The sequence below is a fragment of the Flavisolibacter tropicus genome, assembly GCF_001644645.1.
Taxonomy (GTDB): Bacteria; Bacteroidota; Bacteroidia; order Chitinophagales; family Chitinophagaceae; genus Flavisolibacter; species Flavisolibacter tropicus.
In genome coordinates, this window is the sequence record NZ_CP011390.1 from 1089193 (window position 1) to 1103915 (window position 14723).

The window sequence follows — 14723 nt, forward strand, 5'->3', positions numbered from 1 at the left end:
CGTTTATTTTATAGGATAACTAGCGCCCAGGTTTAAACCACCACTACTGATTGGAAGCCTTCCAGTTCCCATTCCTTTCAAAGGCAATCTTAAATAAGGCTCAATACGTAAGTGTAATTTTTGGTTGACCGCCTTTTCAAAGCCAACACTGGCATTAACAGCTGTCAACCAGTTATTGGCTCCATTATAATAAACCTTATTACCTGTATACTCCACATTATAACGTGAATAGGTAATATTGTAATCTTCTTTGTTCATGAGGTAAGATGAAATACCAGCTGTTGCAAACCAACTCGACTGGTTCTTTTGAGAGATATTATATCGGATGTTTACAGGAATCTCAAACATATTACAGTAACCATCTACCTTAGAAATTAAGGTATGTTGTGGCAGGTAAGATTTTTCAATATTAAAATATTCGCCATCAGAATAGTAAGTTTTGTGGTTAATCAAAACGCCACTTTCCAACTGCCATTTTGGTGATATCTTATAGCCTAAAAGAATACCAAAATTATAACCAAGCCCATTCGACTTTTGCATCTTTACAGTGCTAAAATCTGGTCCCATCAGCATGCCGGCATAGAACACGCCCCTCCTTGCCATACCTTTTTTATTCGGTTGCGCCTCAGGGGAAGATTCAATCGCAGGATTTTCTTTTACCAATTTATTATTGCTTAATAAGTCAATTTGTGACGTTGATAAAGCAAAGGCTTTCTTATAATCTAAACCTGCACCGAAAACTTCATTGGCTCCAATAGCAGAAACGGTCTTTTTATCTAAATCAGTAAATTGTTCTGATACAACACCATTATTAACTGCTACATTTCCCTGATCATTTACTACACTAGGAACAGACCATTTACGACCATCATTTCCAATATTTACCGATGGCCCGCTATTTTTATTATTAGTACCTATCTCATGAGCAACCGCATCATTGGTTGTTTTTGGCTGATTATTATTAACTGGAGCACCTGCATAGCGTTTATCAAAATCCAAACGCAGGTATTTATTTAATACCAAACTAAGCAGCATAAAAGAGATGATCATAGCCGCATAACGAAGCAGTGCATAACCGGCAATCCTTTTTACCGGCTCTTCCTCGTTAAGCTGCTTGGAAACGGCATCCCAATCCATCCCAATTGGTTTTACGGGATAGTCCTCGGCAGCCTTACGCACCCAATCGCTACTATCGTTGTCTAAAAATTGCATGTCCAGTTTGTTGTTGAGCTTCTTTGGTCAACAGTTTTTGTAAATAAGCCTTTGCTTTAAATAGGTTTGATTTAGAGGTTCCAACGGAAATGCCTAAGTGTGCCGCTATCTCCTGATGATCATACCCATCTATCACATACATGTTAAACACAGTCCGATAAGCAGGTGGCAATTTTTTGACCTCAGAAATGAGTTCCTTATAGCGAAGCAAATGATCAGCAGAAGCCTGGTCTGTAGTATGTTCCCATATGGTCTCGTCAATATTCCCAATTTCAGGCATTAGGTTATTTCTTCTTAGTTCATCAATCGCCGTATTAATAACGATTCGCTTTAACCAGCTTAAAAAACTGGCTTCCAGGTTGGTACTCTCCCATTTATTAAAGGTTTTTAAGCCTTTAAACAGCTTTACAAACCCGTCGTTCACAATATCCGGCACCTTTTCATAACGGTAGATATATCGAAACACAATCTTAAAGGCATAGCCATAGTAACGCTCATAAAGTACCTTTTGACACTTTTGATCATTACGGATACATCCCTCTAATATGGCGTGCATGTCTTCCAATCCAGCAGCTGTGTGTTTAAACCATAATACGGTAAGTTGAAAATTTGGTTGCCTGACCTTTAACTTAATAAATTACAAAGAAAAAGGCATAACTTTCAATTACTCCTGAAAGCTACCACACCCTAAATTTCTGTTAACCACTCAACCATTGAAGTTTCATTAACGTCTCACTGGTGAACTTTGCTAAAACTCCATCTGAATGAAAAAGCTAACCTTACTGCTCATGTTAATTGCTCTGTATAACGGTTTGCATGCTCAAAAGGTAGAGAGCATACATTTTAATCTTTACACAGACAGTCTAAAAAAGGGGTTTTATAATTATATAAATATAGACGGTAAGTTTACAGATGGCAGTTGGCAGCCTTTAGACTCATCTCAGATTACCTTTTTAGCCAATACCGGTTTTTTTAAAGGAAACGACCTCTTTATTGATAGTTCTTACAAGGGAGAAAAAGTGACAGTAAAGGCTATTCTAAAAAATAACCCCCAAATTTGGAAGGAAGTTACCATCTATATAAGAAAAAGGGGCTTTGATGAGCCCCTTAAAACAAATGAAGAGATATTAGATGAGATGATGCGATCCAACCAGCGTAAAAAACGCACAGATCGCAACGCCTAATTACATTTTCTTAGCATCTTCCAGGAATTTGGCCAAGCCAATATCTGTTAAAGGATGCTTTAACAGACCCAGAATAGAGTCTAACGGACAAGTACAAACATCAGCACCTAGCTCTGCAGCACGTACAATGTGATTAGCATTACGGATAGAAGCAGCCAGGATCTCTGTTTTATAACCCTGAACAGTGAAGATAGTAGCAATCTGCTCTATCAACAGCATACCATCCCAACCGCTGTCATCGATACGGCCAATAAATGGAGAAACATAAGCAGCACCAGCTTTAGCTGCTAAAATTGCTTGACCTGCAGAGAATACCAATGTACAGTTGGTACGGATACCGTTATCTGTAAAATACTTGATAGCTTTTACACCATCTTTGATCATTGGCACTTTCACCACAATATTGGGGTGAATAGCGGCTAGTTTCTTCCCTTCTTCAATGATATCCTCGTACTTAGTAGATAATACTTCTGCGCTGATATCACCATCAACCATTTCGCAAATGGTCTTGTAGTGGTTTGCAATAGCTTCTTCACCTTTGATACCTTCTTTGGCCATCAGCGAAGGATTGGTAGTAACCCCATCCAAAATACCTAGTGCATGAGCTTCTTTAATCTGCTCTAAGTTCGCTGTATCGATAAAAAATTTCATAAAAGTGGTAAAATTTGAGGGCAAATATAGAGCAATTAACCGCCTCTGAGTAGAAATAAAAAAAGCCCATAAAGGGCATAAAAAAAAGGCAGGCTACTTACATCGCACCGCTACAACCGCCTACCCTTGCTACCTTCCGGTCCTGGGGGAGTTCAGCAGGAGCTGGTCGTGCAAGACCTGCCGCCGCAAATATAGAACCTTTTAGTTTATAAAAAACAAAATATTCAAACTAAATGATTGAATAAAAGACATTTAAAGCTCTACCAGCATTTACTCACAATTGCTAAAACCAATTCTAACCACTCTTTATCACTCTTCTACTCAACTACTTAAAATATAAAATACTATATGCACTTTCCCATCCTTGCCAATTACTCCTACGTTCCTTCATAGCTACTCCTCTGTCCCTTCATGGTTACTCCGCATGGAAGCCTACTTACCTCCGTACCTCACCCCTTCTTCAGCCCTACCTCAACCGTACCTTGGCCCGTATCACGCTACCTGATCAACTCAATAAACCCATAAGAAATAGTAAAGAAAAGTATAATAAGAAAGGCTGAAAACACCTTAAAAGAGAAGAACCTAAAGATACAAAACTACCCCTGTAGAGCAAGTCCTTTCTTTACTTGTACCTTGAACATTAAGAGTTGAGCATTGAACATTTCTTCCACTTCTTCATTCTTCCTTCCTTGTTCATTATTTCTTCCTCCTAATCCCTTAATCTCCCCAAATCCCGGTTCAGACAATTTCCGCTGTGGTTCAAACACGCCATCGGTGCTATCTAAATGAACCCCGATCTTGAAACCAGATATCTTAAAATCAGAAATTCCTAAATGCCTTCTTAATCCTTTTAATCCTTTAACCAATCCTGCAAATCTCTGGTTATCTTTGCGCCGTCAATTACAGACTATGAATGTAAAAAATAACATACTTGAAACCATTGGCAACACGCCGCTGATCCGACTGAACAAGATCGTAAAAGACCTACCCTGCGAGGTTTACGCTAAAGTTGAATACTTCAACCCAGGTAACTCTACCAAAGACCGTATGGCTCTGAAAATGGTAGAGGTGGCCGAAAAAGAAGGCAAACTCAAACCCGGCGGAACTATTATTGAGTGCACCTCTGGTAATACTGGTATGGGCTTAGCTATGGCGGCTGTTGTAAAAGGCTACAAATGTATTTTTACCACTACCGATAAGCAATCCCAATCCAAAGTTGATATCTTAAGAGCCTTAGGTGCTGAGGTGATCGTATGCCCTACTAACGTAGAGCCAGAAGATCCAAGAAGTTATTATTCAGTGGCATCCCGCCTGAACAAAGAAATTCCTAACTCTTTCCATTTTAACCAATATGACAACCTGGCCAACCGCTTGGCGCACTATGAAACTACTGGACCTGAGCTTTGGGAACAAACTGATGGAAAAATCACGCATTTTGTTGCTACAGCAGGTACAGGTGGTACAGTTACAGGTACAGCTCAATTCCTGAAAGAAAAGAACCCCAATATTCAGGTATGGGCAATTGATGTGGAAGGCTCACTGTTAACAAAATACTTCCGCACTGGCGAAGTCGACATGAACGAAGTACACCCTTACATCTCAGAAGGTTTTGGTGAAGACTTTGTTCCTGGCAACTACGACATGAGCGTTATCGACTACTTTGAACAAGTATCCGATAAAGATGGTGCTGTTGTAGCCCGTCGCCTGGCTCGCGAAGAAGCTTTATTCTGTGGCTATAGCTCAGGTAGTGCCTTACAGGGGCTTTTCCAGTTAAAGGACAAATTGAAGAAGAATGATGTGGTAGTAGTATTGCTTTGCGACCACGGTAGCCGCTATGTTGCCAAGGTTTATAATGACCAGTGGATGGCTGAGCGTGGCTTCTTTGATGTAAAAACATTTAAAGATGTGGTTAATGCCAGAGGCAAGCAACGTTTGATCACTTTAGAACCTACACAATCAGTAGCAGAGGCTGTTGAGCTGATGAAGAAATACGACATCGAGCATATTCCAGTAATTAAAGATAGTGAACTGGTTGGCTCTATCTCTGAAAGCGGTTTATTCCAACGGGTATTCCATAATCCAGATATTAAAACAGAAAGAGTAGACCGTGTAATGGATGCAGCTTTCCCTATAGTAGGTTTAGATACCCCTGTTGAAAAAATAGGCACTCTTATAAATAAAGAGAACGGTGCTGTTTTGGCTAAAGACGAGAGTGGCAATTTCCATATTGTTACCAAATACGACGTATTACAAGCCTTAGCATAAGCTGCGGTTTTTACGCAATATTTTTCAGAAAGGCGCTTACTACAAGCGCCTTTTGCTTTTTTTACAAATCGCACCAACGTAGTTTTACGAATAACGCTCGTTTTGTACAATAACACATGACAATAAAGCATAATTAGTAATCGATCATCGTAGAATAAGTTTGTAAAAGCCCCAAACAGCGCTAAAGACCATCGTAAATCTACCAACCACATTTTCGCTATTACCACATAAGCTTCCCCGTTTGTTTACGGCAACCAACGTAAATACCATAAATAGAAATTAGGGCAAATCTGCAATTGATTGTGCTTTGTGTGCGAGCTATTTTTGTGTCAGAAGTTGATTGATAAACAAATCCAGTATCTAGAAAAAAACCAAACATCCATCCAATTCTAGAAAACCACCAGTATCCAGTAAAAAACCAGAACCGTCCAAGAACATCTTTACGTCCAAATCCTAATTAAACCAATCCAATATCAATCAACTTCTTCCTTAATTGGAAGAACATTTTGAAAAACCAATGAAAATTGATATCCGATATCTTACGAAAATCGCCTCGTTTTAATCCTTTGTCTATGAGAAGTTGCTATCCTTACACCAACGGACTAAAATTGTAATCCTATCACCCCTTTCCCTTTGAAAAACAGGAAAATCCTTACCCACCTGCTGACTACCCAATCAGCAGGTGGTTGGTGATAGCCACTTGAGCATCTTTTCCTACCTTTTTCCTTTCTTTCTTCCTTGTTCCTTGTTCATTTTTCTCTCCCTTGTCAACTTATCAACTTGTTAACTTGTCAACCCTTCCTCATTACTCATCACTAATCACTCCTTGTCCCTTGTCCCTTATTTACACTTCATCACCCTATCTTGCATACAAAAGCAGTAATGCCTGTTTATACTGACCAACTTAATAGAACTGTTACTTTGCCAGCTACACCAAAGCGTATTATCTCGCTGGTACCTTCCCAAACAGAACTGTTGTATGACTTAGAATTAAAAGAACAGGTTGTAGGCATTACTAAGTTTTGTATCCATCCTAAAGAATGGTTCCGCACCAAAACCCGCATTGGCGGCACTAAAACTTTACACCTGGATAAGATACGAGAACTCCATCCTGACTTAATTATTGCTAATAAAGAGGAAAACGTACAAGAACAAATTGAAGCCTTAGCAAAAGAGTTCCCTGTATGGATAAGCGATGTAAATAACCTTCCAGAGGCACTAGAAATGATTGAACAAATTGGCTTGATTACCAATAAAAAAGAACGTGCAGAAGATCTATCTAAACGAATCGAAAGTGCCTTTTTCAATTTCAAACCCCAAACCTCAAACCTCAAATTAAATACCTGCTACCTGATTTGGAAAGACCCTTACATGACGGTAGGAGGCGACACCTTTATACATAACATTTTATCACTTGCAGGTCTGGAGAATATCTATGGTTCAAAACAACGTTATCCAGAAATCACAATTGCAGAACTTCAGACTTTAAACTGCGACCTCCTTCTTCTTTCCTCAGAGCCCTATCCTTTTAAGCAAAAGCATATTGAAGAGTTACAGGCTCAATTGCCCCATACCAAAATCCTGCTGGTAGATGGGGAAGCCTTTAGCTGGTATGGAAGCAGACTTCTGCACACACCAGCCCATCTTCAGCAATTGCAAGAAGAGATTGCCTCACTTATATAGTTATATTTACTAGTGGCCTAAATTACAATGCATGCATAAGTCTATGGTAGAATGCTATTTTGGAAACGATAATGAGGCATCACAAAACTGGGGTGTATGCGCTATGAATTTCGGGCAGAATATACAGGTGAATAAGCCAATATGCCTTTATAAAATGAGCATTAACGTTAAAGATCTTAAGGAGTGGTCAGAAAGAGTTTTTAGTGAGATAAAAGCTGATGCCCAAAATTTTCCTAACGATTGGGGAAGGCTTGGCCAGATTCTAAAAGAATATGATGGTATAGATTTTACAGCACTTTTAAGACTGGATTCTTTAGTAGCCTACGAATTTGCAGTTGACTTTGCTTATGAAATACTTTTGGATGTAGAGAAAAAACATAGGTCACCACCTCTAGTAAGTCCAGTTTATTTATTATACACCTTCGATCGAATAGAGTTATCAGAACAACGACTTTTTATTTATGGGAATGCTATTAAAAATAATCAAATAATTATTCCTCAATAATAGATGCAGAACGAAACTGATAAACCCTCCCGGAAGAAACCCTTCTTCCCTGTTAATAAGGAATTACGCAATTACCTGAAAACCCATGGACGTGAAATAGCCCTTCCTATTTCCTATTCCGATTTGGAGCGTATCTCCTACTCGGTTCCTTTGCGCGACAAACAAGGGCGTGATACGCTTTGGGAAAAGGCCTTGTATGATATGAAAGAGTGGAGCTTTCTACGCGAAAGCCTCATTAACCTCTACGCCATTTTAAAAACGGAAGGCGATTATACGTTTACCAAACATTTGGACGTAGCGCGTATCGATTATTGCACGTTTGGAAATTCTAACCCATTTCGTATCCGTATCGTTAACCGCTTTAACGACAACTACGACCATTACTATATAAAAAAGGAAGACGCCTCTCGTATTTATGGACTAGAATTAGAACACATCCTTTCGCCGAACCGGATTACCTACCTTACTGGAAATGATACATTGGTTGAAGAACATATAGCCGGCCTGCCTGGCGATGTATTTATTCAAAATCATATACATCTTCCAGAAACCAATAAGATCCGCTTAGCCAAAGAATTTGTCAAGTTCAACGAGCGGTGTTTTATCCGCCTCTTGGGCGACATGCGTAGCTACAATTTTGTAGTAAATGTATCTCCCGATATTGAAGATTACCAGTATCGAATACGGGCTATCGACTTTGACCAACAGTCTTATGAAGGGCGCAAAAGTCTTTATCTACCCCAGTTCTTTAAAGAAAACCTGCCGTTTGTAGAACTAACACTAAAACACTTGAACGCAGAAAGTATTGCACAATACCAAGCAGAAGAACGCACCCTTATTGCTTTACGCATGGCAGCTAAGCGTTATCGTGTAATGGACCTGTTAAACATAATGAGCAAGGACACCATTTCAACAGATGAAAAAAGAAGGAAACTAAAACAAGAGTTGGCAGATCACTTTCAAACCACCACCCTGCTAAAATGCCGCACAATGGGCGAACTTGTAAAACAGGTACTCCGTTTCTCCTTACGGCCACACCTAAGTCGTATTCAGCAAAACCTTGGAAATATCACTGATTAAGGAAGTAAATAATGTATGATTAATAGTATTATTGATTCTGCAATAGTCAAAGACTAGAATTGCTCGGAACTGTTTATTGACTACTACGAACTTTTACATGTGTATAATTTTACCAACCTCCACCTAATGATTTATAGAGTTGTACAATGGCTGTAAGCTTGCCTCGCAAAGCCTGAGACTCTTCAAATTGAGCATCAAAGAGATTGTCTTGCATTAATATTACTTCAACATAAGAAGTGTAACCATTGTCATACCGCGCATTTGCTAGTGTCAGCGCCTTCTGTGCTGCTTCTACCTGTTCTCTACGCAAGCTATGCTCTTCTGAATAAGTTCTATATGAGGTAAGTGCATTGTCTACATCTCCAAATGCAGCCAATACTATTTTCTGGTATTGTTGGTAATTTTGTTCAAACCGTTGCTCTTGTGCTATTACCGCATTTTTTCGCTGTCCAAAATTAAAAACAGGCCCGGTAATATCTGCAAAACCATTAGCAACTGCCCCCTTACTATTAATGAATGAACTTAACTCCGGGCTGGCAAACCCAAGTATTCCTGTAAGGCTAATGGTTGGAAGCCGGTTTGCCTTTGCAACACCAACCAGTTCAAATTGCGCTTGCATCGATTTTTCTGCAGCCATAATATCTGGCCTTCTTTCCAACAATAATGAGGGAATACCAATAGGAATATCAGGTGAAACAGTTTGATCAAAGTTGCTTAACCCCCTTGATACACTACCCGGACCTAAACCCATTAAAAGTCGAAGAGAATTTTCTATAATTACAATTTGCCTCTTCAATGAAGGTATGGTTGCTGCTACAATATACTCCTGTTGTATAGCTTGCAGTTTATCTACTTCAGCAACATATCCTTTGCTAAACCGGTCCGAAATAATTCGGGTGTTTTCTTTTCTGCCTGACAATGTTTGTTGAGCAATTAGAAGCCGGTTATCAAGATCTCTCAATAAAAAATATTCAGAGGCTGCTTCCGCAACTAGGCTTGCCTGTAATGCATTCCGGTTTTGAACTTCGGATAGAAATTGTGCTACAGCCGACCTACTGCTGTGCCTTAACTTTCCCCATATATCCAATTCCCAATCCAATACAGCGAATAAATTTAATAACCCACCTTCAATGCCACCCGGCACTTTTTGCGCTTCACTGCCGGCATGGCCGCCACCTGCAGATGCTGAATAATTAAGTTGTGGGTAAAGGTTTGCTTTGATAATTGCCGATTGCACACGCGCCTCTTCAATTCTTGCAGATGCGGTAAGCAAATCTCGGTTATTATAGATTGTGGTTCTGATAATAGTTTGTAATGCCGTATCCTGGTACAAGTCAAACCACTTTACCAATGATGAGGTATCGGTTGCTGTTGTATCTCTGTAAGTAATACCCGTGGGAGCTGTAGGTTGGGAATACTTTTTTCCTACCATACAGCCTGATAGTAAAACAAATACACTGAAAAACAGGTAACGATATAAATGTTTTACTTCCATTTTTTATGCATGTTCTGTTGAAGTAGATGCAGTGTCATTTTTCGTGGGCACTTTTTTCTTTTTTCCTTCAATTAAGACATAGAATGCCGGAATAAGCAATACACCTATAATGGTTGCAGCTAGCATGCCTGCAAATACTGCCATACCCATTACTTTTCGCCCTTCCGCTCCTGCACCAGTTGCTGTAAGCAACGGCACCACACCAAGTATAAAGGCCAGCGATGTCATTAGGATCGGCCGGAAACGAAGTCTGGCTGCATCTAGCGATGCTGGCAAGGTGTCTTCTCCTGCATCCCTTTTCATCTTGGCAAATTCCACGATCAAAATCGCATTCTTTGCATTCAACCCAATGAGCATTACCAACCCGATTTGAGCAAATACGTTGTTCACATAACTAAGTGAAAAAATGCCGGCAATTGCCAGTCCAAGGTAGGCCCCCATAACAGCCCATGGTGTTCCCAACAGCACACTGAAAGGAAGTTTCCAGCTTTCGTACTGCGCAGCAAGAATGAGGAACACAAATAAAAGTGCCAACAGGAAGGCCCTGCCCCCAGTACCTGCTGCCGCTTCTTCTTGGTAAGACATATTGCTCCACTGGTAACTCATATCAGCAGGCAATACTTCTTTAGCCACTTCTTTCAGGGCCTTCAGGGCTTGGTCAGAACTATACCCCGCAGCAGGCACACCATTGATTTCAGCAGCGCGGTAGATGTTGAAGTGATTGGTATATTGCGGTCCGGAGGTATCTGAAATTTGAGCAATTGTTCCTATAGGAATTGTTTCCCCACTTGCATTTGTAACATAAAATTGCTGAAGATCCTCTGTCCGCATACGGAAATCCGCATCCGCCATGACATAGGTTTTGTATTGGCGACCAAATTGGTTAAAGTTGTTGACAAATGATCCTCCAAGCAGGGACGAGATTGTGCTGTTCACTTGAGCAAGGTCCAATCCAAGTTTATCGACCTTCTCCCGGTCTATCTGGATACTTTTCTGTGGCACATTGGCACGGAACAGCGTGTATATCCTGCCGATCTCAGGACGCTGGCTGGCGGCTGCTATAAACCGTTGCGACTGCTCTGCTAGATACTGAGGTGTATTTCCTGCACGGTCCTGAAGCATCATTGTAAAGCCGGCACCATTTCCCAATCCCAAAATCGGTGGTGGCCCCACTGCGATAACAGTGGCTTCAGAAACCTTTTTCATGCACAGCGCATTGACCTCTCTGACAACATCCAAAGCTGTTTTATGCCGGTCATCCCAAGGGGTTAAGGTGATGAAAAATGTGGCTGCATTAGGCGCTACCGTATTGTTCAAAAGATTATTACCGTTTACTGTAGTATATAACGCTATTTCCGGAATGCTTTTAAGGATGCTCTCTACCTTTTGAGTTACTTTATCAGTGCGCTCCAGGGAAGCAGCATCAGGCAGTAAAGTGCTTATGATAAAGTATCCCTGGTCTTCCTCGGGCACAAAACCAGATGGAATCTTTTTTCCTAAAACTACAGTCAAGGCAATGATACCGCCAAGGATCAAAAGCGAGATCATTAGTTTGCGGGCAAAGAAGTTGGCCACACTCACATAACCATTTGTAAAGCGGTCGAACATTCGGTTGAACCCCGCAAAAAAACGCGCAAGAATTCCTCTCTGTTCTTTTTTGGGCTTTAGTAACAAGGCGGCAAGCGCAGGACTTAAGGTAAGCGCATTCAATGCAGAGAAACACACGGATATTGCAATGGTAAGCGCAAACTGCTGGTACAATCTTCCTGTAATGCCTCCCGTGAACGCCATAGGAACAAATACGGCCGAAAGTATTATAGCGATGGCGACAACCGGTCCTCCTACTTCTTTCATGGCTTGGCTTGTTGCCTCCCGTGGCGCCATTCCGTGCTCAATGTTATGCATAACCGCTTCTACAACCACAATGGCATCGTCAACCACTAGGCCAATAGCAAGAACGAGCCCAAGTAACGAAAGCACATTCACAGAAAACCCAAGCAGTGGAAATACAATAAAAGTACCGATGAGCGAAACAGGAACAGTGAGTAACGGAATTAACGTAGCCCTCCAGTCTTGCAGGAAGAGGAATACCACCAGGATCACTAAGATCACTGCTTCTATGAGGGTATGCATGATTTCATCAATACCAGCTGTTACCGCCGTTGTGGTATCGAGTGAAAAATCCATCTTCATATCAGGCGGGAAACGGTTTTGCAACTCTTCCATTTTAGATCGAACCGCTTGGGCAACGGCAAGCGCATTGGACCCGGGGATCTGGTAAATGGCAATAGTAGATGCACTTGAGCCATTGATACGGCTGTTCATGGTGTAGTTCTCAGTTCCAAGTTCAATACGGGCAACATCACTCATCCGCACTAAGGCGCCTCCAGCGTTCGATTTGAGGATGATATTAGCAAACTGCTGCTCAGTAATAAGACGCGATTGTAAAAGGGTTGTAAATGTATTTTGCGTTCCAGGGGCTGCTGGTTCACCTCCAAAACTTCCGCCCGGGCTTATCACGTTTTGAGCCTTTAATGCACTGATCACTTGCTGTACAGTAAGATTATATTTTGAAAGAAGATCTGGTTTCACCCACACGCGCATGGCATATTCTGATCCGCCAAATACAAACACATCGCCAACACCATTGATACGTTTGAGTTCGTCCACAACGTTTATAAATCCATAGTTGTTCAGGAATTTGGAATCATAGGTACTGTTAGGAGAGGAAAGTGAAACCAACATTAGCGGAAATGTGAGCGACTTCTTTGTGGTCACACCCAGTGCAGTTACCTCTGGTGGAAGAAAGGGCGATGCCTGTGATACACGGTTTTGAGTCAGCATGTTGGCATTATCAAGGTTCGTACCTACTTCAAAAGAGACTTCCAGTCGGGTAGTTCCATCATTAGCATTTACAGAACGCATATAGAGCATGCGCTCTACTCCATTCACTTGTTGTTCAATGGGTGTAGCTACTGTTTGTTCCATGTTAACGGAGTTAGCACCCGTATAGGAGGCGTTAACCTGTACCATTGGCGGGGTGATCTCAGGGTATTGTGATACCGGAATACCGCGCAGGGCCATAAGGCCCAGAAGCACCATGAATATGGATAATACCATCGCAAAAATTGGTCGTCTTATAAAAAACTCACTCATGAATTTGTATAAAGAAGGTTACATCCCTTGTCCTGGTAAATTATTTTATAGAAGTAGAATCGTAGGAATAGGAAGTCATAACAGGTTTAATGGTTATGCCCGGCTTAACGATAGAATTGCCTACAAGCGCAACTTTATCTCCGGGTTTTAAACCTTCTGTAATAACCCAGTTGCTTCCCACACGAGGCCCGGTTTTTACAGGTTTCGGATTTATCTTATTGCTATCATTTACCACAAAGGCCATATATACACTTTGCATTTGGTTAATTGCCTGTTGTGGCACTAATATGGCATTGGTAATTTCCTCCGATTTAAATCGCACTTTCACATATTGTCCGGGACGCAGCAGCTTTGTTTTATTTTCCACCAATGCTTGTACCAATAGCGAACCGGTAGCCGGATCTATTTCGCGATTAGCAAAATCAAGCTTTCCTTCTTCTGGAAATACAGAACCGTCATTCAATATAAACTGCACGCTAATATTCTTCAATCCTTCTTTGCCTAATCTCTGACTATATTTTAAATAGTCATTTTCAGTAATGGCAAAACGAACCCGCATGGCGCCTACCGCTGAAATGGTGTTAAGAGGTGGCTGTCCTACATTTTTTACATAATCGCCAACCTGAACAGTTGTAATGCCGATAATGCCGTTGATAGGTGCATTGATCCTTGAATAACTTAACTGTATTCGAGCATTGTTTAATGCAGCTCTTGCAGCAACAACCGCCTGAACCTGTGCATCATAAGTAGCCTGTGCTGCATCAAGATCACGCTTACTTAATGCATTCATTTCGGCAAGCGGTTTTACCCTATCAAGGTCTGACTTGGCTTTCACTAATAAAATGTTTGATTGAGAAAGCTGCGCTTGTGCCTGCTGTTCTCTATCCCTTAATTCATCATCTTGTATAACATATAGCAATTGGCCTTTACTTACTACCGAACCCTCCTTAAAATTGATGCTCCGCACCCAACCTTCCACTCTTGAGCGTAATTCAACATCAGATTGGCCAAACGTTTGCCCCACATATTCTGCATATACAGGCACATTACGCTGCACCGCTGTTATCACATTCACCTCAGGAATAACTTGTGGTGCTGCACCTTCTTTTTTGCCTTTGCAACCACATAAAACAATGAAGGAGAAATAAAGAAGTAGTATTGGAATATTTCTCATGAAATAGCCTAAACAAAATGCTCTGTCATCATTTATTCGTTTATAATACTGCGATCTTGAAGTATAAAGAGAAATAGTTAAGTATGTCGCTAAAAGAGAGGCATACCCGATAATCTTACTCAATGATTCCATCCAAGAATGCTTCAGGCATGTACCCATGCGGGTATTGGACAAGGCTTTACTTTTAATGGGTCTTTGTAACCCCTTTAGCAAATTTTCTACTACCATAATAATAGATGTATCATTCATACAACTTTTATTTCCTAACCATACACAACTCCCCTAAAAGAGTCATTTTTACAAAGTTGAGTACAGTAT

At 40.9% G+C, this 14723-nt stretch carries 12 protein-coding genes and 1 other RNA gene; 5 read left to right on the top strand and 8 right to left on the bottom strand.

Annotation, left to right across the window (positions count from 1 at the left end):
- Window positions 1-3: 3 nt before the first annotated feature.
- Together SY85_RS04420 and SY85_RS04425 are read right to left on the bottom strand one after the other, a co-directional pair.
- On the bottom strand, window positions 4-1212 hold the full coding sequence (locus SY85_RS04420; RefSeq protein ID WP_066401984.1) for a porin family protein: 1209 nt from the start codon (window positions 1210-1212) through the stop codon (window positions 4-6).
- Window positions 1190-1768 carry an RNA polymerase sigma factor gene (locus SY85_RS04425; protein WP_066401985.1) on the bottom strand — a complete coding sequence of 193 codons (579 nt, stop codon included), beginning with the start codon at window positions 1766-1768 and terminating at the stop codon, window positions 1190-1192. Before SY85_RS04425 ends, SY85_RS04420 begins: the two co-directional genes overlap by 23 nt.
- Before the next feature lie 208 nt (window positions 1769-1976).
- Here SY85_RS04425 and SY85_RS04430 point away from each other — a divergent pair, with 208 nt between their 5' ends.
- A complete protein-coding gene (locus SY85_RS04430; protein WP_066401986.1) occupies window positions 1977-2396 on the top strand; it encodes a hypothetical protein in 420 nt (139 codons plus the stop codon).
- Here SY85_RS04430 and fsa read toward each other — a convergent pair whose 3' ends face one another.
- The 3 genes from fsa to SY85_RS04445 all read right to left on the bottom strand — a co-directional run bounded on the left by fsa (window position 2397) and on the right by SY85_RS04445 (window position 3913).
- Window positions 2397-3047: a fructose-6-phosphate aldolase gene (gene fsa / locus SY85_RS04435; RefSeq protein ID WP_066401987.1), complete on the bottom strand. Its 651-nt coding sequence runs from the start codon at window positions 3045-3047 to the stop codon at window positions 2397-2399.
- Between the two features lie 83 nt (window positions 3048-3130).
- Window positions 3131-3230: signal recognition particle sRNA small type (gene ffs, locus SY85_RS04440), an RNA gene on the bottom strand.
- Between the two features lie 413 nt (window positions 3231-3643).
- Window positions 3644-3913 (bottom strand): hypothetical protein, encoded by a 270-nt coding sequence (locus tag SY85_RS04445; protein WP_066401988.1) that lies wholly within the window; start codon window positions 3911-3913, stop codon window positions 3644-3646.
- A gap of 43 nt (window positions 3914-3956) precedes the next feature.
- Between SY85_RS04445 and SY85_RS04450 the strand changes: the two genes are divergently transcribed.
- The 4 genes from SY85_RS04450 (at window position 3957) to SY85_RS04465 (ending at window position 8580) form a co-directional block, all read left to right on the top strand.
- Window positions 3957-5312 carry a pyridoxal-phosphate dependent enzyme gene (locus SY85_RS04450; protein WP_066401989.1) on the top strand — a complete coding sequence of 452 codons (1356 nt, stop codon included), beginning with the start codon at window positions 3957-3959 and terminating at the stop codon, window positions 5310-5312.
- A gap of 864 nt (window positions 5313-6176) precedes the next feature.
- Window positions 6177-6995 (top strand): ABC transporter substrate-binding protein, encoded by an 819-nt coding sequence (locus SY85_RS04455; protein ID WP_226999004.1) that lies wholly within the window; start codon window positions 6177-6179, stop codon window positions 6993-6995.
- Between the two features lie 31 nt (window positions 6996-7026).
- A complete protein-coding gene (locus tag SY85_RS04460; RefSeq protein ID WP_066401991.1) occupies window positions 7027-7500 on the top strand; it encodes a hypothetical protein in 474 nt (157 codons plus the stop codon).
- A gap of 3 nt (window positions 7501-7503) precedes the next feature.
- On the top strand, window positions 7504-8580 hold the full coding sequence (locus tag SY85_RS04465) for a hypothetical protein (protein WP_066401992.1): 1077 nt from the start codon (window positions 7504-7506) through the stop codon (window positions 8578-8580).
- A gap of 109 nt (window positions 8581-8689) precedes the next feature.
- On the opposite strand, the gene SY85_RS04470 is transcribed toward SY85_RS04465, so the two are convergent.
- Genes SY85_RS04470 through SY85_RS04480 form a run of 3 tightly spaced genes read right to left on the bottom strand, consistent with a single transcriptional unit; the run spans window position 8690 to window position 14654 of the window.
- On the bottom strand, window positions 8690-10075 hold the full coding sequence (locus SY85_RS04470; RefSeq protein WP_066401993.1) for an efflux transporter outer membrane subunit: 1386 nt from the start codon (window positions 10073-10075) through the stop codon (window positions 8690-8692).
- A 3-nt stretch (window positions 10076-10078) separates the two neighbouring features.
- The gene (locus tag SY85_RS04475) at window positions 10079-13231 is read right to left on the bottom strand and encodes an efflux RND transporter permease subunit (RefSeq protein WP_066401994.1); all 3153 of its coding nucleotides are present in this window, start codon (window positions 13229-13231) and stop codon (window positions 10079-10081) included.
- A 40-nt stretch (window positions 13232-13271) separates the two neighbouring features.
- Window positions 13272-14654 carry an efflux RND transporter periplasmic adaptor subunit gene (locus tag SY85_RS04480; RefSeq protein WP_082886296.1) on the bottom strand — a complete coding sequence of 461 codons (1383 nt, stop codon included), beginning with the start codon at window positions 14652-14654 and terminating at the stop codon, window positions 13272-13274.
- Window positions 14655-14723 lie beyond the last annotated feature (69 nt).